The sequence below is a fragment of the Streptomyces sp. NPDC054842 genome (genome assembly GCF_053611025.1).
The window spans coordinates 1-16,417 of record NZ_JBSGZN010000086.1 but is presented as its reverse complement, the minus strand read 5'-3'; the positions used below and the strand labels follow the sequence as shown (position 1 = coordinate 16,417).

At 71.7% G+C, this 16,417-nt stretch carries 18 protein-coding genes; 5 read left to right on the top strand and 13 right to left on the bottom strand.

The features are described from left to right. Window positions 1–113: 113 nt before the first annotated feature. The 6 genes from ACWGIS_RS35730 to ACWGIS_RS35705 form a co-directional block, all read right to left on the bottom strand. Window positions 114–833 carry a DUF3159 domain-containing protein gene (locus ACWGIS_RS35730; RefSeq protein WP_453366678.1) on the bottom strand — a complete coding sequence of 240 codons (720 nt, stop codon included), beginning with the start codon at window positions 831–833 and terminating at the stop codon, window positions 114–116. A 3-nt stretch (window positions 834–836) separates the two neighbouring features. Then, complete coding sequence (locus tag ACWGIS_RS35725) at window positions 837–1,235, bottom strand: OB-fold nucleic acid binding domain-containing protein (protein WP_355783298.1); 399 nt, start codon at window positions 1,233–1,235, stop codon at window positions 837–839. Window positions 1,236–1,431: 196 nt separating this feature from the next. After that, window positions 1,432–2,652, bottom strand: coding sequence for an alginate lyase family protein (locus ACWGIS_RS35720; RefSeq protein ID WP_453366677.1), 1,221 nt, complete (start codon window positions 2,650–2,652; stop codon window positions 1,432–1,434). Between the two features lie 165 nt (window positions 2,653–2,817). Continuing rightward, complete coding sequence (locus tag ACWGIS_RS35715) at window positions 2,818–3,579, bottom strand: DUF3710 domain-containing protein (protein ID WP_453366676.1); 762 nt, start codon at window positions 3,577–3,579, stop codon at window positions 2,818–2,820. Window position 3,580: 1 nt separating this feature from the next. Next, window positions 3,581–4,105 (bottom strand): dUTP diphosphatase, encoded by a 525-nt coding sequence (gene dut, locus ACWGIS_RS35710; RefSeq protein WP_453366675.1) that lies wholly within the window; start codon window positions 4,103–4,105, stop codon window positions 3,581–3,583. Continuing rightward, window positions 4,102–4,686, bottom strand: coding sequence for a PaaI family thioesterase (locus tag ACWGIS_RS35705; protein WP_453366674.1), 585 nt, complete (start codon window positions 4,684–4,686; stop codon window positions 4,102–4,104). Before ACWGIS_RS35705 ends, dut begins: the two co-directional genes overlap by 4 nt. Before the next feature lie 58 nt (window positions 4,687–4,744). Here ACWGIS_RS35705 and ACWGIS_RS35700 point away from each other — a divergent pair, with 58 nt between their 5' ends. After that, window positions 4,745–5,209, top strand: coding sequence for a DUF3093 domain-containing protein (locus ACWGIS_RS35700; protein WP_453366673.1), 465 nt, complete (start codon window positions 4,745–4,747; stop codon window positions 5,207–5,209). A 60-nt stretch (window positions 5,210–5,269) separates the two neighbouring features. Here ACWGIS_RS35700 and ACWGIS_RS35695 read toward each other — a convergent pair whose 3' ends face one another. The 4 genes from ACWGIS_RS35695 to ACWGIS_RS35680 form a co-directional block, all read right to left on the bottom strand. Further along, entirely contained in the window at window positions 5,270–6,181 is a 912-nt protein-coding gene (locus tag ACWGIS_RS35695; RefSeq protein ID WP_453366672.1) for a hypothetical protein, read from the bottom strand. Window positions 6,182–6,194: 13 nt separating this feature from the next. Further along, entirely contained in the window at window positions 6,195–6,491 is a 297-nt protein-coding gene (locus ACWGIS_RS35690; RefSeq protein ID WP_005481602.1) for a DUF4193 domain-containing protein, read from the bottom strand. A 395-nt stretch (window positions 6,492–6,886) separates the two neighbouring features. Continuing rightward, entirely contained in the window at window positions 6,887–8,125 is a 1,239-nt protein-coding gene (locus ACWGIS_RS35685; protein WP_453366671.1) for a sensor histidine kinase, read from the bottom strand. Window positions 8,126–8,130: 5 nt separating this feature from the next. Continuing rightward, the gene (locus ACWGIS_RS35680) at window positions 8,131–8,784 is read right to left on the bottom strand and encodes a response regulator transcription factor (RefSeq protein ID WP_006380516.1); all 654 of its coding nucleotides are present in this window, start codon (window positions 8,782–8,784) and stop codon (window positions 8,131–8,133) included. Window positions 8,785–9,205: 421 nt separating this feature from the next. On the opposite strand from ACWGIS_RS35680, the gene ACWGIS_RS35675 reads away from it, so the two are divergent. After that, window positions 9,206–9,379, top strand: coding sequence for a hypothetical protein (locus ACWGIS_RS35675; RefSeq protein WP_388903287.1), 174 nt, complete (start codon window positions 9,206–9,208; stop codon window positions 9,377–9,379). A gap of 97 nt (window positions 9,380–9,476) precedes the next feature. On the opposite strand, the gene ACWGIS_RS35670 is transcribed toward ACWGIS_RS35675, so the two are convergent. Further along, the gene (locus tag ACWGIS_RS35670; protein WP_453366670.1) at window positions 9,477–10,298 is read right to left on the bottom strand and encodes an inositol monophosphatase family protein; all 822 of its coding nucleotides are present in this window, start codon (window positions 10,296–10,298) and stop codon (window positions 9,477–9,479) included. 8 nt (window positions 10,299–10,306) lie between these two features. Further along, the gene (locus ACWGIS_RS35665) at window positions 10,307–11,434 is read right to left on the bottom strand and encodes a ferrochelatase (protein ID WP_453366669.1); all 1,128 of its coding nucleotides are present in this window, start codon (window positions 11,432–11,434) and stop codon (window positions 10,307–10,309) included. 127 nt (window positions 11,435–11,561) lie between these two features. On the opposite strand from ACWGIS_RS35665, the gene ACWGIS_RS35660 reads away from it, so the two are divergent. Next, entirely contained in the window at window positions 11,562–12,800 is a 1,239-nt protein-coding gene (locus tag ACWGIS_RS35660; RefSeq protein ID WP_453366668.1) for an MFS transporter, read from the top strand. Further along, window positions 12,760–14,079: a D-arabinono-1,4-lactone oxidase gene (locus tag ACWGIS_RS35655; protein WP_453366667.1), complete on the top strand. Its 1,320-nt coding sequence runs from the start codon at window positions 12,760–12,762 to the stop codon at window positions 14,077–14,079. Before ACWGIS_RS35660 ends, ACWGIS_RS35655 begins: the two co-directional genes overlap by 41 nt. Here ACWGIS_RS35655 and ACWGIS_RS35650 read toward each other — a convergent pair. Beyond that, window positions 14,003–14,812: a hypothetical protein gene (locus ACWGIS_RS35650; RefSeq protein WP_453366666.1), complete on the bottom strand. Its 810-nt coding sequence runs from the start codon at window positions 14,810–14,812 to the stop codon at window positions 14,003–14,005. The genes ACWGIS_RS35655 and ACWGIS_RS35650 overlap by 77 nt on opposite strands. Before the next feature lie 438 nt (window positions 14,813–15,250). Here ACWGIS_RS35650 and sepH point away from each other — a divergent pair, with 438 nt between their 5' ends. Continuing rightward, window positions 15,251–16,339 carry a septation protein SepH gene (sepH, locus tag ACWGIS_RS35645; RefSeq protein WP_453366665.1) on the top strand — a complete coding sequence of 363 codons (1,089 nt, stop codon included), beginning with the start codon at window positions 15,251–15,253 and terminating at the stop codon, window positions 16,337–16,339. Window positions 16,340–16,417: the final 78 nt, after the last annotated feature.

Below are 16,417 nucleotides of genomic sequence, written 5' to 3'. Positions count from 1 at the left end.
GCCCGGACCTGGTCCGGGCGCCCCCTTCGTCGTACCGGTGCGGGGAGCCGCTCCGCCCGCCGGCGGGCCGGGCGCCGATGCGGCACCCTGTGCCCGCCTCCGCCCGGGCGGTGCTAGTCGGCGGACGGGGTGGCGGCCTTCTCGGCGCGCTCCGCGCGCTCCTGGGCCTCCATCTCCGCGAACACGTCGATCGGCGCGGGTGCCTTCGCCAGGAAGACCCAGGTGAGCCAGACGGCGAGCAGGAAGGGCGGGATCTTCAGGGCGACCAGGACCCAGCCGAGCTGTGTGGTGTCGGCCCACCAGTAGAGCGGGAAGAGCACCGCGCACTTGGCGAGCAGGATCAGGCCCCACGCCCAGCTGGCCTTCGCGTACGCCTTCTTGCGGCCGGGGTTGCGGGTGCGCCAGGAGAGGTTCTCCTTGAAGACCGGGCCGAGGATCAGGCCGATCAGCGGGACCCCGCACAGGGTGGTGACGATGTACGCCAGCGCCAGCCCCAGCGTGTAGAGCATGCCCGGCAGGTAGAAGTCCTTGGCGTTGCCGGTCATCATCGCGAAGACCACGCCGAACGCGACGCCGAAGACGCCGCTGAAGGCGTGCTTGACGGTGTCCTTGGTGACCAGGCGCACCACGACGAGCAGCAGGGACACCGCGAGGGCGGCGATCGCCGACCAGTGCAGGTCCTTGGTGAGCGTGAAGATGGTGACGAAGAGGAGTCCGGGCAGGACCGTCTCGACCATGCCCCGCACGCCGCCGAAGGCCTCGAAGAGCGCTGCCTCGGTCACCGCCCTGGAATCCTGCTGGGCGTCTTCGGTCGGCTTGTCGAGCGACGTCACCGGCTACTCCCGTCCGAGCGGTCTGAGTTCGTACTTCGGGTTGAACAGCACCCTACGGCCCCGGCTCATCGAGACCCGGCCCGATGCGATGAGTTTGCGGCCCGGTTCTATGCCCACGATGGAGCGCCTGCCGAGCCACACCACGTCCAGGGCGGCCGAACCGTCGAACAGCTCGGCCTCCAGGGCCGGGACTCCCGCCCGCGGCCGCAGCGTGACCGTGCGCAAGGTACCAGTAACCGTGACGATCTGCCGGTCCTGGCAGTCACCGATGCGTGTGCACCCGGTGGTGTCGGTGTCCTCCCGCAGCTCCTCCGACTCCAGGTCCTCCTGGGAGGTGGAGAGCCGGTCGAGCATGCGCCGGAACCGGCCCACCGGCTTTTCGGAACGAGGAACAGCACTCATACCGAAAGCGTACCGGGGGGCGCCGACAGCTACGTACCCGCACAGGTCGGCGTTCGAACCGGTGCCCCGCGCCGGGTCCGGTGGCGAGGTGCCTCGGGGGGGTGCCGGGCCGCCTCGAAGCGACCGTGCCGGCCGGGCGGCCCCGAAGCGCCCCCGACGGCCGGGCGCACGGGTGCCCGACCGTCGGGGTCCGGGGTCAGCTCGGGTTGTCCCCGTGGGTGAGCGTCTCCCACGCCACGAAGAGGTTGTTGCTGCCCGCCGGGCGGTTCCGCCGGGTGAGCGCCTCGGTGTTGGTCATCGCGTGGCCCAGGCGGTTGTGCAGGGCGTTGTAGCCGACCTCGGTGACCGGTCCGAGTCCCAGGTGCAGGGACCCGCCGCAGAGCCAGCCGGGGACCGCCTCGCCGAGCTGGTAGCGGGACTGGAAGCCGAGTGCCTGCCGCAGCCGCTCGCCGACGTCCGTGGAGTAGAGGTCGGTGCCCTGGATGCGGCTGGTCTCCGCGACGTGCGAGATGGCGGAGATGCCGTACCCGGTGTGCGTGAAGTCGCGGCAGGTCTCCTGGGTGAGGCCGGTGACGAAGGTGGACTGTCCCTGCCAGTAGTTGACGATCTTCGCGGTGGTGTCGAGGTTCTGGCTCGGGACGGTCTTCGGCACGGAGCCGTCGGAGGCCAGGTAGACGTAGGCGGCGGTGCGGGTCCGGAACTTCGCCATGGCCCTGTCGTACGAGGTGCGGTCCTCCAGGAAGACGGAGATGCCGACGGCGGCCTCCATCATCGACAGCTCCCAGTTCCCGTTGGAGTTGGAGCCGTTGATGATCTCGGGGAGGTAGACGTCGCGGAGCATGGTCGCGAAGCGGCCGGAGTTCGCCCAGGTGCCGGTGTACGTGTACTTGATGATCTCGGCGGCCCGGGGCCAGGAGGAGCCGGCCCAGCCGGTCTGGAGGGGCGCGTTGCTGTTGGTGTGGTCCCTGATCGTGGCCGACCAGGCGTCCATCAGCTCGATGGACTTGCGCGCGTACCGCTCGTCCCGGGTGATGTACCAGGCGAGGGCGTCCGTGTACGCGGCTATCGCGTCCTCGCGCTCGTCGGTGCAGCCGTAGTTCGGGTTGGAGTAGGAGCCGCACTCCACGGTCGCGCGGGGCGTGGGGGTGCGCGACAGGGAGGCGTACCGGCTGGCCATCATCTGGTCGAAGGCGCCCTTCCAGGGCTGGGCTCCGGCGTTGACCTGGGTGCGCGCGAAGTCCAACTGCCCCTTGGAGACGGTCACTCCGGGGTGGGCGAAGACCGCAGGGGCGGCCTCGGCCCGGGGGGCGGCGGGCCAGCCGAGGAAGCCGCCGACCAGGGCGGTGGTCACGGCGGCGACGGTGGCGAGCAGCAGCGGGCGCCGTCTGCGCCGGCGGGTTGCGGGGGTCTCTGGCATGTGGGGGGCCATCCGTTCTCGTATGTGAACGATGAGCGCGTCTTTGAACGCGGTGATGGCCGGGACCCTAGGTATGGACCAACTGCCCGTCAAGGGGCCGGACATGAGAAAGGGCCGCATCCCCTCAGGGATACGGCCCGATCCACGTCCGCGGGTGCGCGGTCGTCAGCGCACCTCGGTGATCTCAGGTCCGCGCTGGAGCTGGCCCATGCCTCCGGAGAAGCGGGAACCGGCCTGGTCCTCCTGCTGCACGCCCTCGGGGACCATCTGCGCGTCGTTCGGCAGCTTCAGGACGATGGGGTCGCGCGGGGCCATCGGGCCCTCACCGCGGACGACCACAGTGTCCCGGAAGATCTGCTCCAGCAGCCCCGCGGCCTGCGGCTGCACCGCGCCCTGCCCGGAGATCACTCCGCGCAGGAACCAGCGGGGGCCGTCCACACCGACGAACCTGACGACCTGGAAACCGCCCGTGCCGTCGGGCAGCTGCACCGGGACCTGCGCCCGCAGCTCCCAGCCCAGCGGTCCCTCGACCTCGTCGATGACACCGCCCTGCTGCGTGATGCCCGAGGCGATCTCCTCGCGCACCTCGCCCCAGATGCCCTCGCGCTTGGGAGCGGCGAAGGCCTGGAGCTGGATGGCGCTGTCCTTGAGGACGACGGTGGCCGCGACGATCGCGTCGCCCGCGACCTCGACGCGCAGCTCCATGCCGTCGACTCCGGGCACGAAGAGACCGCCGAGGTCCACCCGGCCCTCGGCCGGGTCGCGGACCTCCGAGTCGTCCCAGGGCCCGTCGGGACGCGGTTCCGGCTCCAGCCTCACGCGCTCCCGCTCCGCCTCGTCCGCCTCAGCGTCGACAGCGTCGACGACCTGCTCGGCCTCGCCCGCCGCGTCCTCGGCGGCACTGCCCTTCTTGCGACGTCCGAACACGTCACTGTCCTTCCCGGTCGGATACGACCGAAGCGTATCGATTCCCACCCGCCCCGCCGCCCACGGCGGCATGACCGCCGGTGGACCCGAAGCCCCCTGCGGCCCGCTCCGAGTCGGGAAGCTCCGCGACCTCGTGGAAGCGGACCTTCTCGACCTGCTGGACGACCAGTTGGGCAATCCGGTCGAAGCGCTCGAACCGCACGGACTCGTGCGGGTCGAGATTCACCACGATCACCTTGATCTCCCCACGGTACCCGGCATCCACCGTCCCCGGGGCATTCACGAGGGCGACACCGCAGCGGGCGGCGAGGCCGGAACGCGGGTGCACGAAAGCCGCGTACCCCTCCGGGAGCGCGACGGACACCCCGGTGGGCAGAACGGCGCGTTCGCCGGGCTTCAGCTCGCGGCTCTCGGTGGTGCGCAGGTCCGCGCCCGCGTCGCCGGGGTGCTCGTAGGAGGGCAGCGGCACCTCCGGGTCGACGCGGCGGATCCGCACGTCCAGCTCGGGACGGGGCTCACGGCTCACGGGTTCACCTCGAAGGCACGGGTACGACGCATCTGGTCGGGGTCGTCCATGGCGGCCCGGATCTCCTCGGGCCGGCCGTTGTCGATGAAGTGGTCGACCTTCACCTCGATGAAGAGGGCGTCCGCGCGGACGGCGACGGGACCGTCGGGGCCGCCGATCCGTCCGGTAGCGGTCGAGTAGATCTTGCGGCCGGCGACGGCGGTGGCCTCGGCCTCCAGGTGCAGGACGGTGCCCACGGGCACGGGCCGCACGAAGTCGGTCTCCAGCCTGCCGGTCACCGCGATGGTGCGCAGCAGCCAGTTCAACGAGCCGAGCGTCTCGTCGAGGGCGGTGGCCAGGATCCCGCCGTGGGCGAGGCCCGGGGCGCCCTGGTGCGCGGGGCGGACGGTGAACTCCGCCGTGACCCGCACCCCGTCGCCCGCACGGGCTTCGAGGTGGAGACCGTGGGCCTGTCCCTCACCGCACCCGAAACACTGTCCGTAGTGCGCGCCGAGAAGGTCGCCCGGGGCGGGGGCGTCGGGGTGCCGCACCGGCGCGACGGCGTCGGCGGGGGGCCTCAGAGCTGCGGAAGTACCACTCACAGGCGCAGACCTTACCCGCGCGTCGGCCCGCCGCCGACACCGTGCCAAGCTTGGCTTCATGCAGCTTTCCGCCTCGCCGTACGAAGAACGCCTCACCGCGCCCCGCAGCTGGTGGCTGATCTCCCTGATGGTCGGGGTCGCGATGGCGCTGATCCTGCTGCCGTTCGGCACGCTGCCGCTGCTCGGCGGGCTGGTCGGCGGCACCGCGGTCTCGGCGATCGTGGCGAGCTCGTACGGGTCGGTCCGCATCCGTGTGGTGGGCGACTCCCTGATCGCGGGCGACGCGCGGATCCCGGTGGCGGCGCTCGGCGAGGCCGAGGTCCTGGACCCGGAGGAGACCCGGGCCTGGCGCACCTACAAGGCCGACACCCGCGCCTTCATGCTGCTGCGGGCGTACATCCCGAGGGCCCTGCGCGTGGAGGTCACCGACCCGCAGGACCCGACGCCGTACCTGTACCTGTCGACGCGGGCGCCGGAGCGGCTCGCGGCGGCGCTGGAAGCGGCACGGGCGACGGCCGCGTAAGCCCCCCGGGGCGGCACCCGTCCACGCGTGCACGGGAGGTCCCGATGCACTCGAAAGGGCTCAGCCGCCCAGCTCCTTGGGGAGTTCTCCGGGGCGCACGGGGTCCGCGGGCTGTTCCAGCGGGGGCAGGGCGGGCAGCGCGTCCCAGGGGACCTGGGCCTTGCGCAGGTCCTTGCGGATGCGCTCGGCGACGCGTTTGGTGTCGCGGCGGTTCATGACCGCGCCGACGGCGGCTCCCACCATGAACGGCAGCAGGTTCGGCAGGTCGCGGACCATGCGCTTCATGATCTGCTGGCGCAGCTCGCGCTTCATCTGGCCGCCGAGGGCGGTCTGGACGGTGAGCGGCTTGGTCACGTCGATCCCGCGCTCGCCGGACCAGGAGTTCAGGTAGGCGGTGCTGCGCTGCTTCAGGTTCCCCGGCGGTCTCAGGCCGTAGACCTCGTGCAGTTCGGCGATCAGCTTCAGCTCGATGGCGGCGACGCCGGTGATCTCGGCCGCCAGTTCGGTGGGCATCGCGGGCGGTACGGGCAGCATGGCCGCCGCGCCGATGCCGGCTCCGACGGTGGAGGTCGCGGTGGCGGCGCCCGCGACGAGTTTGTCCGCGAGCTGCTCGGGGCCGAGGCCGGGGAACTGCCGGCGCAGCGTGTCGAGGTCCCGTACGGGGACGCGGGGGGCGATGTCGATGATGCGGTCGGCGAGGTACGTCAGGCCCGCCCTGGCCCGGCTGCCGCCCTTGCGGACGCCTTCCCTCACTCCGTCCCGGAGGACCGCGGCGCGGCGCCTGGCGGCGGGCGCAGGGGTCTCCACGGGGGCCGGAAGTCCGTCTGTGGCGGACGTAGCTCCGAGCGAGGCTGATCCTGATGCGGAAGAGCCTCGCTCGTCGTCACGCGCGCCTTCGGGACCGCTGAGCGGCCCGTCGTCCGCTTCCGACTTCCGGAAGCGGCGCTTCCAAGGTGGGGTCGAGCCAGTCACGGCCGACCCTGCCTCAGTCGCAGTCGCGGCAGATCGGCTGACCGTTCTTCTCGCGGGCCAGCTGACTGCGGTGGTGGACCAGGAAGCAGCTCATGCAGGTGAACTCGTCCTGCTGCTTCGGCAGGACCCGGACGGCCAGCTCTTCGTTCGAGAGGTCCGCGCCGGGCAGTTCCAGGCCTTCGGCGGCCTCGAACTCGTCGACGTCCACTGCGGAGGTCGACTTGTCGTTCCTCCTGGCCTTCAGTTCCTCAAGACTGTCCGAGTCGACGTCGTCGTCGGTCTTGCGTGGGGTGTCGTAATCCGTTGCCATGTCGCGCTCTCCCCCTCTGGGTGTCTGCGGTGTCTCCAGCGCACGTAACGCGTGAGAGGCCGGACTTGTGCCCGACCCGAGGCGGAGATTTTGCCTCACATCAAGGTCTGTTACTCAATCGACACCCAACCGGACCCCTCAAGAGTGATCGGCTTGGATGGCGATGGGGACCGTACACGGTCCGAATGGCGCACTTCAAAGCGGTCTCACCGTGTACTTCCCGTGATCAGGACCCCTGAAAACCCGGATTTTCCCGGCTTTCCGACAGCCCTCATGATCACGGAGAGTATATGGCCAGAAAATCGTCCTTGTGATCGATCACACAGCGGCCTCCTGGACGGGGGGCCCGAAAATTCCGCGCAAAGCGAACATCGTCGTGTGTCGGCGACATGGTCTCAGATCGGCAGGGTGACCCGCATCACGAGCCCACCTCCCTCCCGCGGCTCCGCGTAGATGTGCCCGCCGTGCGCGCGGGCCACGGAGCGCGCGATGGACAGACCCAGGCCGACGCCCTTGTCGCTGCCCGTGCGCTCCGTGCGCAGCCGCCTGAAGGGCTCGAAGAGGTTGTCGATCTCGTAGGCCGGGACCACCGGCCCCGTGTTCGCCACGACCAGGACGGCGCGGCCGTGCTGGACCTCGGTGGTGACCTCGACCCAGCCGTCCTCGGGCACGTTGTACCGCACGGCGTTCTGGATCAGGTTCAGGGCGATCCGCTCCAGCAGCACGCCGTTGCCCTGGACGACCGCGGGAGCGCGTTCCCCGCGGATCTCCACGCCCTTCGCCTCGGCCTCGGCCCGCACCTGGTCGGTGGCCTGCTGGGCGACCTCCGCGAGGTTCACCGGCTTGCGCTCGACGATCTGGTTGTCGCTGCGGGCGAGCAGCAGCAGGCCCTCCACGAGCAGCTCGCTGCGCTCGTTGGTGGCGAGCAGGGTCTTGCCGAGCTGCTGCAGCTCCACGGGCGCGCCCGGATCGGACAGGTGCACCTCCAGCAGCGTGCGGTTGATCGCCAGGGGCGTGCGCAGCTCGTGGGAGGCGTTGCCGACGAACCGCTGCTGGGCCGTGAAGGCCCGCTGGAGCCGCTCCAGCATGTCGTCGAAGGTGTCGGCCAGCTCCTTGAGCTCGTCGTCGGGGCCGTCGAGCTCGATGCGGCGGGACAGGTCGGAGCCGGCCACCGCGCGCGCGGTGCGGGTGATCCGGCCGAGCGGCGACAGGACCCGGCCGGCCATGGCGTAACCGAAGGCGAAGGCGATCACGGCGAGACCGAGCAGGGCGAGCAGCGAGCGGCTGAGCAGTCCGTCGAGCGCGTGCTGGCGCTGGACCGCCGTGCACTCCTTGAGCATCGCGTTCAGCTCGTCGATGCCGGCGGCGCCGCTCAGCTGCGGACAGGTGCCGCTGGCCAGCTGGAGGTTGTTGCCGGTGACCTTGAAGTCCATGCCGCTGCCCTCGTGCAGCGCCTGGGCGGCCAGCAGGTAGATGATCGACAGCAGCAGGATGCCGGCGATCAGGAACATGCCGCCGTACAGCAGCGTGAGCCGTATGCGGATGGTCGGCCGCAGCCACGGGAAGGGCGCCTGCGGCTTCCTCGGGTCCCAGGTGGGCTTGGGGGGCGCCGTCGGCGGCGCGGGTGCGGTCATGGGGATCAGATCCGGTAGCCCGAGCCGGGGACGGTGACGATGACGGGGGGTTCGCCGAGCTTGCGCCGCAGGGTCATCACGGTGACCCGGACGACGTTGGTGAACGGGTCCGTGTTCTCGTCCCAGGCCTTCTCCAGGAGCTGCTCGGCGGAGACCACGGCGCCCTCGCTGCGCAGCAGCACCTCCAGGACGGCGAACTCCTTGGGCGCGAGCTGCACCTCCTTGCCGTCGCGGAAGACCTCGCGGCGGTTGGGGTCCAGCTTGATGCCGGCCCGCTCCAGGACGGGCGGCAGCGGCAGGCTCGTACGGCGGCCGAGGGCCCGCACGCGCGCGGTGAGCTCGCTGAAGGCGAAGGGCTTGGGGAGGTAGTCGTCGGCGCCGATCTCCAGCCCCTCCACGCGGTCGCTCACGTCGCCGGACGCGGTGAGCATCAGCACGCGCGTGGGCATGCCGAGCTCGACGATCTTGCGGCAGACGTCGTCGCCGTGCACGAGCGGGAGGTCGCGGTCGAGGACCACCACGTCGTAGTCGTTGACGCCGATGCGCTCCAGGGCGGCCGCGCCGTCGTACACGACGTCGACGGCCATGGCCTCCCGGCGCAGTCCGGTGGCCACCGCATCGGCGAGCAGCTGCTCGTCCTCGACGACGAGTACGCGCACGTCGCTAGTCCTTCCTCTGTCCACCCGCGTAGCGCCGTGACGGCGTCGCGTGAGGGGGTTTCCGGGGGTCCCGCCGACTCGATCCGAGCCGAGAAGGGGGGCTGAGGCATCCATCCTGCCCTTTTCGGCCATAAGTCGGCTGTAAGGCGGCTGCGGGGCCCGGGAATGCCGGATTTTCTCGTGCGGTTGAGGTTTCCGCGGAAGAGAGCGGGGGGAGGACGGCTGTACACCCCGCGATCACGCTCTGCCTGTGGCACGCCACTTGGTGGTTCTCCGACCGCTTCCGCAGAGCGGGCGTGGGTGTCCGGCACCGTCGCCGCCCGGCCGGGCTGCGCTGGGCACCCACCGGAGACGTGATCGCCCCTTCCGAATGGCACACCCCCGTGCCACCGACCCACGACCCAGGACGAGGGGGCGCAGCATGGACGCATTCACCGCAGGACTTCTTCAGCGCATACAGGCGACCGAGTCCGACCTGACGCGGGCTCGCGAGACAGGCGACGACTTCCTCGCGGAGGTCGAGCAGGGAGAGCTGGACGACCTGCGCCGCCTGGCGGCCGAGCACGGCGTGGAGGTCGGCGCCGTGCACGTCTGATCGGTTCGTACGAGAGCGGGGCCCCGGCATCGATCCAGTGCCGGGGCCCCGCTTCGTTCTGTTTCCCCGCCGCCCCCGGGGGCCGGCGGGGCGCGCGCTAGTCGTGCCAGGCGCCGAGCTCCTCCAGGCGGGCCTGGAGGGCCTCGAAGAGGCCGGGCGGGGCGGCGACGGTCAGCTCCGGCGAGAGGGGCTCTCCGGGGCGGCCACCGGTCAGGGCGCCCGCCTCGCGGGCGATCAGGTCGCCCGCCGCGTAGTCCCAGTGGTTGAGCCCGCGCTCGTAGTACGCGTCGAGGCGGCCCGTGGCCACGTCGCACAGGTCGATCGCGGCCGAACCGCCGCGGCGGATGTCCCGCACCTCGGGGACCAGCTCCCGCAGGACCTCCGCCTGCCGGGCCCGGCGTTCGGTGAGGTAGCCGAAGCCGGTGCCGACGAGCGCCAGCCCGAAGGCGGGGGCGGGCCGCACGCGCGCGGGGCGGTCGTTCACGAAGGCGCCCCCGCCCAGTGCGGCGCGGTAGGTCTCGCCCCGCATGGGCGCGTGCACGACGCCGACGAGGGTCTCGCCGTCCTTGCGGGCCGCGATGGACACGGCCCAACTGGGCAGCCCGTACAGGTAGTTCACGGTGCCGTCGATCGGGTCGATCACCCACTGGACGCCGCTGGTGCCCTCGACGCTCGCGCCTTCCTCGCCGAGCACGCCGTCGTCCGGCCTGCGGTCGGCGAGGAGGCCGGTGATCAGCTTCTCGGAGGCGATGTCCATCTCGGTGACGACGTCGACGGCGCTGGACTTGGTGGCGGCCACCCCGAGGTCGGCGGGGCGGGAGTGGTGCAGGAAGTCACCCGCGCGGTGGGCTGCTTCCAGCGCGAGCTCCAGCAGCTCGGCGACGAGGCGGCCGTCTGCGGTGTCGGCGGTGTCGTTCACGGGGTTCCTCACGCGTAGGGGCTGTCGGCGCCCGCGGCGGCGGGGCGCGGGGCGCGGGCGGGGCAGCAGCCGACCGGGCACAGGTGGTGGCTCGGGCCGAGGGCGCCGAGGGCGCAGGGCGTCACCGGCCGGCCGTTCTCGGCGGCGGCGCGCTCCAGGACCAGGTCGCGGACGGCCGCGGCGAACCGCGGGTCGGCGCCCACGGTGGCCGAGCGGCGCACCGGCAGACCCAGCTCGGCGGCCTTCGCGGTGGCCTCCGTGTCGAGGTCGTACAGGACCTCCATGTGGTCGGAGACGAACCCGATGGGGACCATCACGACGGCCGGGACCCCGGCGCCGTGCGCCTCCTCCAGGTGATCGCAGATGTCCGGTTCGAGCCACGGGACGTGGGGCGCTCCGGAGCGCGACTGGTAGACGAGCCGCCAGGGGTGCTCGACGCCGGTCTCCTCGCGCACGGCGTCGGCGACGAGCCGCGCGACGTCCAGGTGCTGGCGGACGTACGCGCCGCCGTCGCCGTGTCCCTCGACGGGGCCGGAGGTGTCGGCCGCCGCGTCCGGGATCGAGTGCGTGGTGAAGGCGAGGTGAGCGCCCTCCCGTACGTCTTCGGGCAGCTCGGCGAGCGACTTCAGGACACCCTCGACCATGGGCCGCACGAAGCCGGGATGGTTGAAGTAGTGCCGGAGCTTGTCGACGGCGGGCGGTTCCAGGCCCTCGGCCTCCAGCGCGGCCAGGGCGTCCGCGAGGTTCTCGCGGTACTGGCGGCAGCCGGAGTAGGAGGCGTACGCGCTGGTGGCGAGGACCAGGATGCGCCGGTGACCGTCGGTGACCATCTCGCGCAGGGTGTCGGTCAGGTAGGGCGCCCAGTTGCGGTTGCCCCAGTACACGGGCAGGTCGAGACCGTGCCCGGCGAAGTCCTCGCGGAGGGCTTCGAGGAGGGCGCGGTTCTGTTCGTTGATCGGGCTGACCCCGCCGAAGAGGAAGTAGTGCTGCCCCACCTCCTTGAGCCGTTCCTTGGGGATGCCCCGTCCGCGCGTCACGTTCTCCAGGAACGGGACCACGTCGTCCGGGCCCTCGGGGCCGCCGAACGAGAGCAGGAGCAGGGCGTCGTAGGGGGTGGCATCGAGCGCGTCTGGCATGTCTCGATCCTGCCACCCGCCTTCGCGGGCGGGGATCCCGGCCCGCTCCCGGGGGTGCATTAGGGTTACCTAACCCGTAAGCTGTATCGGCTACCTTCGCGCCTTACCGGAACCCCCGGAGACCTTCGTGCCCAGCCCGTACGCCGCCCTGTTCGCCGCCCCAGGCTCCAAGGGCTTCTCCGCCGCGGGTCTCCTCGGCAGGATGCCGCTGTCGATGATGGGCATCGGCGTGGTCACGATGATCTCCCAGCTCACCGGCCGGTACGGGCTCGCGGGCGCCCTGTCCGCGACCATGGCCCTGGCGGCCGCGGTGATGGGTCCGCAGGTGTCGCGCCTGGTGGACCGCCACGGGCAGCGGCGGGTGCTGCGCCCGGTGACGCTGTTCGCCCTGGCCGCGGCCGCCGGGCTGCTGTTCGCCGCGCACTACGGGTGGCCCGACTGGGTGCTGTTCGTGTGTTCGGCCGGCATCGGCTGCGTGCCGAGCATCGGCGCGATGATCCGCGCGCGCTGGGCGGCCCTCTACCGGGACACCCCGCAACTGCACACCGCGTACTCCTTCGAGTCCGTGATCGACGAGGTGTGCTTCATCTTCGGACCGATCATTTCCATCGGTCTCTCGACGGCCTGGTTCCCCGAGGCCGGGCCTCTGCTCGCCGCGTGCTTCCTGGCGGCCGGCGTCTTCTGGCTGACGTCCCAGCGCGCCACCGAGCCGGTCCCCCACCCGCGCGAGCAGCACTCCCGCGGCTCGGCGCTGCGCGCGCCCGGGCTCCAGGTGCTGGTGGCCACCTTCGTGGCGACCGGCGCGATCTTCGGCGCGGTCGACGTCGTCACCGTGGCGTTCGCGGAGGAGCAGGGGCACAAGGGCGCCGCGAGCGTGGTCCTCGCGCTGTACGCGGCCGGCTCCTGCGTGGCGGGCGCCGTGTTCGGGCTGCTGCGGTTCTCCGGGGCGCCCGAGCGCAGGTGGCTGCTGGGCGTCTGTGCGATGGCCGTGAGTATGATCCCCCTCCTACTGGTCGGGAACCTGCTGTTTCTGGCCGTGGCGCTGTTCGTTGCGGGCCTGTCCATCGCACCCACGATGATCACGACGATGTCCCTCATCGAACAGCACGTCCCACGCGCGAAACTGACCGAGGGCATGACCTGGGTGAGCACCGGGCTCGCGGTCGGGGTCGCGCTCGGCTCCTCCGTGTCCGGCTGGGTGATCGACGCCGCCGGCGCGAAGGCCGGGTACGGGGTGCCGGCGGTGTCCGGGGCCGTCGCGGTCGTCGTGGGTTTCCTCGGGTATCGCCGGCTGAACAGGCCGGTTCCGCAGCGGGGAGGGACCCATGAGCAGCACAGCGAGCGGGAAGAGCGGAACGTGGCGTAACTGGGCCGGGAACGTCACCGCGCGCCCGGTGCGGGAGGTCGCCCCGGCATCCGTCGAGGAGCTGTCCGCGGCCGTGCGCCGGGCCGCCGAGGACGGCCTGCGGGTGAAGGCCGTCGGCACCGGCCACTCCTTCACGGCCGCCGCCGCGACCGACGGCGTGCTGGTCCGGCCCGACCTGCTGACGGGGATCCGCTCGATCGACCGCGAGGCGGGCACCGTCACCGTCGAGGCGGGCACCCCGCTCAAGCGCCTCAACGTGGCTCTCGCGCGCGAGGGACTGTCGCTCACGAACATGGGCGACATCATGGAGCAGACGGTCTCCGGCGCGACCAGTACGGGCACGCACGGCACCGGCCGCGACTCCGCCTCGACGGCCGCGCAGATCAAGGGCCTCGAACTGGTCCTCGCGGACGGCTCGGTGCTCACCTGCTCGGAGAAGGAGAACCCGGAGGTCTTCGCCGCCGCCCGCGTCGGGATCGGCGCCCTCGGGATCGTCACCGCGATCACCTTCGCCGTGGAGCCCGTCTTCCTGCTCACGGCCCGCGAGGAGCCGATGACCTTCGACCGGGTCACCGCGGACTTCGACGCGCTCTTCGCGGAGAACGAGCACTTCGAGTTCTACTGGTTCCCGCACACCGGCAACTGCAACACCAAGCGCAACAACCGCAGCGCGGGCCCCGCGAAGCCGGTGAGCCGGATCAGCGGGTGGATCGAGGACGAGTTCCTCTCCAACGGCGTCTTCCACGCGGTCAACCTGCTCGGCCGCGCCGTGCCCGCCACCGTGCCGGCGATCGCGAAGGTCTCCAGCCGCGCCCTGTCCGCGCGGACCTACACCGACATCCCCTACAAGGTCTTCACCTCGCCGCGCCGGGTGCGCTTCGTGGAGATGGAGTACGCCGTCCCGCGCGAGGCCCTGGTCGAGACGCTGCGGGAGCTGAAGACGATGGTCGACCGCTCGTCGCTGCGGGTCAGCTTCCCCGTCGAGGTCCGCACGGCGCCCGCCGACGACATCACGCTGTCCACGGCGTCCGGCCGGGAGAGCGCGTACATCGCCGTGCACATGTTCCGGGGGACGCCCTACCAGGCGTACTTCACCGCGGCGGAGCGCATCTTCACCGCGCACGAGGGCCGGCCGCACTGGGGCAAGGTGCACACGCGCGACGCGGACTACTTCGCCGGTGTCTATCCGCGCTTCGGCGAGTTCACCGCTCTGCGGGACCGTCTGGACCCGGAACGGCGCTTCGGGAACGACTACTTGCGTCGGGTGCTGGGGGCGTAGCCGAGTCGCCCGACGGGGCCGGGGCGGGACTGCCGCCGGTGGTGTCGTCCTCGGTGCCGGCGTCCGTGCCGGTGTCGGGAGTCCGGGTGGGAGCGGGCGTCGGCGTCGGACCGCGCCCGGTCGCCGTGTCGCCGCTCTCCGGCGGGGTCTCCTCCGCCGGGGTACCGCCGCCCGTCGGGGTGGGCGTCGGTGAGGGGTCCTGGGACGAGGTACCCGGGGACGGGGTGCGCGGTGACGGCTTGCCGTGACCGGGGAGGGCGTCGCCGACGGTGGTGCCCGTGCCGCCGCCGAACCTGTCGCCGGACACCAGCTCGTACGTGCTGATGCCCGCCATGGCGACGCCGAAGACGAGCGCCGCCAAGACCAACGGCCGCTTCCAGCCGCGTATGCGCGCGCGGTGGACGGTTCCCTCCCCGAACTCGTGTGCCAGGGGCGTCACTTGCCCGGGCGGCGGAGTCCGCGAGCGCGTTCCGGGCGGCGGCTTCGGCCGGCCCTGGACCGTGACGTCGCGCAACTGCTCACCGGTGCGCCGGAAGAAGTGCTGGAAGACCGTGCCCCCGCAGGTGGCGATCGCGCTCACCACCCCGGCGCCCAGGATCGTCCCGTAGACCCCGAAGTACGAGGCGAGTTTCGCCGCGACCACCGCGGCCACCGCGCTCCCCGCCACCTGAGGGACGCTCAGATCCACCCGCCTGCGCCGCGGTTCCTCCAGGACATCCGGCTTCTCACCCATTCCCGAACCTTGCCTGCCTTTCCCGTACTTGCCCGGCTTCCTGCACGAGAAGGGGACGTATGGGCGAAACCGAAGGTTCCGTTTCTGGCGATTTCGTGAAGTGCGCCACGATCATGATCCCGGAGGGCACACGGCGGGTAGCCGACTCCACGGCTCCACCAGAACTCGAGCGGCGCGCCGAACCACGCAGGTGGCCCGAATGGAGTACTGTTGCGAGCCCTGGGTCCGGACTCCCGCCAGGGTGTCCGGGGCCTTGCAGGACCGCCGGGAGGGGGCTCGTTGCACAGGGTGATGAGGTTCGTCACTCAGCGTTGCGAATAGGTAACCGTGCCATAACGGCGATCACGGGCCAGCGCCCGACACGCCGGGCAACTCGGCAAGGTTGTGGCAGGCTGCACCCGGGCAGGCCACACTCGACTAGCGGAAGCAGCGACGCACGTGACGTCGGCAGGCACCACCCGGGAGGTCCCCATGCCCGAACTGCGTGTCGTGGCCGTCTCCAATGACGGCACACGGCTGGTGCTGAAGGCTGCGGACAGCACGGAGTACACGCTTCCGATTGACGAACGTCTCCGCGCCGCCGTTCGCGGTGACCGTCCCCGCCTCGGCCAGATCGAGATCGAGGTGGAGAGCCATCTCCGCCCCCGAGACATCCAGGCGCGTATACGCGCCGGCGCCTCCGCCGAGGAGGTCGCACAGTTCGCCGGCATCCCCGTCGACCGCGTGCGCCGCTTCGAGGGTCCCGTGCTGGCCGAGCGCGCCTTCATGGCCGAGCGGGCCCGGAAGACTCCGGTCCGCCGCCCCGGCGAGAACGCCGGTCCCCAGCTCGGCGAGGCCGTCCAGGAGCGGCTGCTGATCCGCGGGGCCGAGAAGGACACCGTCCAGTGGGACTCGTGGCGTCGCGACGACGGCACCTGGGAAGTTCTGCTCGTCTACCGGGTCGCGGGTGAACCGCACTCGGCGAGCTGGACGTACGACCCGCCCCGGCGGCTCGTCCAGGCCGTCGACGACGAGGCGCGCTCGCTGATCGGCGAGTCCGACGACCTCGCGGCGTCGCCCGAGCCGAGCTTCCCGTTCGTGCCGCGCATCGCCCGGCTGCCGCGCGACCGTCCGCTGGACCGCGCCCTGGACCGGCAGATGGAGCGGCCGAGCCTGCCCGCGCCGTCGGCCGAGCCGGTCGAGGAGAGCGAGCGCGATTCGCTCACCAGCCTGCTGGAGGCGGTGCCCAGCTTCCGCGGCGACATGGTCGTGCCCGAGCGCCCCTCGACGACGGAACGGCCCGCCGCGGAGGAGCCCCCGGAGCCCGAGCCCGAGGTGGAGGAGCCGCCGGCTCCCGCGGCCTCGGCCGGCGCCGGTTCGGCGTACGCGGACGTCCTCATGCCCCGCTCGGTCGGCAGCCACCGCGATCGTCTCGTCGGGTCCACCGACCGCCAGGCCGAGGCCGACGGGGTCCGGCCGGGCCGCCGCGCGGCCGTCCCGAGCTGGGACGAGATCGTCTTCGGCACGCGCCGCAAGAAGCAGGAGTAGCCGCTCCGTACGCCTGGCACCGGCTCAGGTCCCGGCGTACGGACGGCAGTCGAACGGAAGAGGGGGAGCGCACCCGGC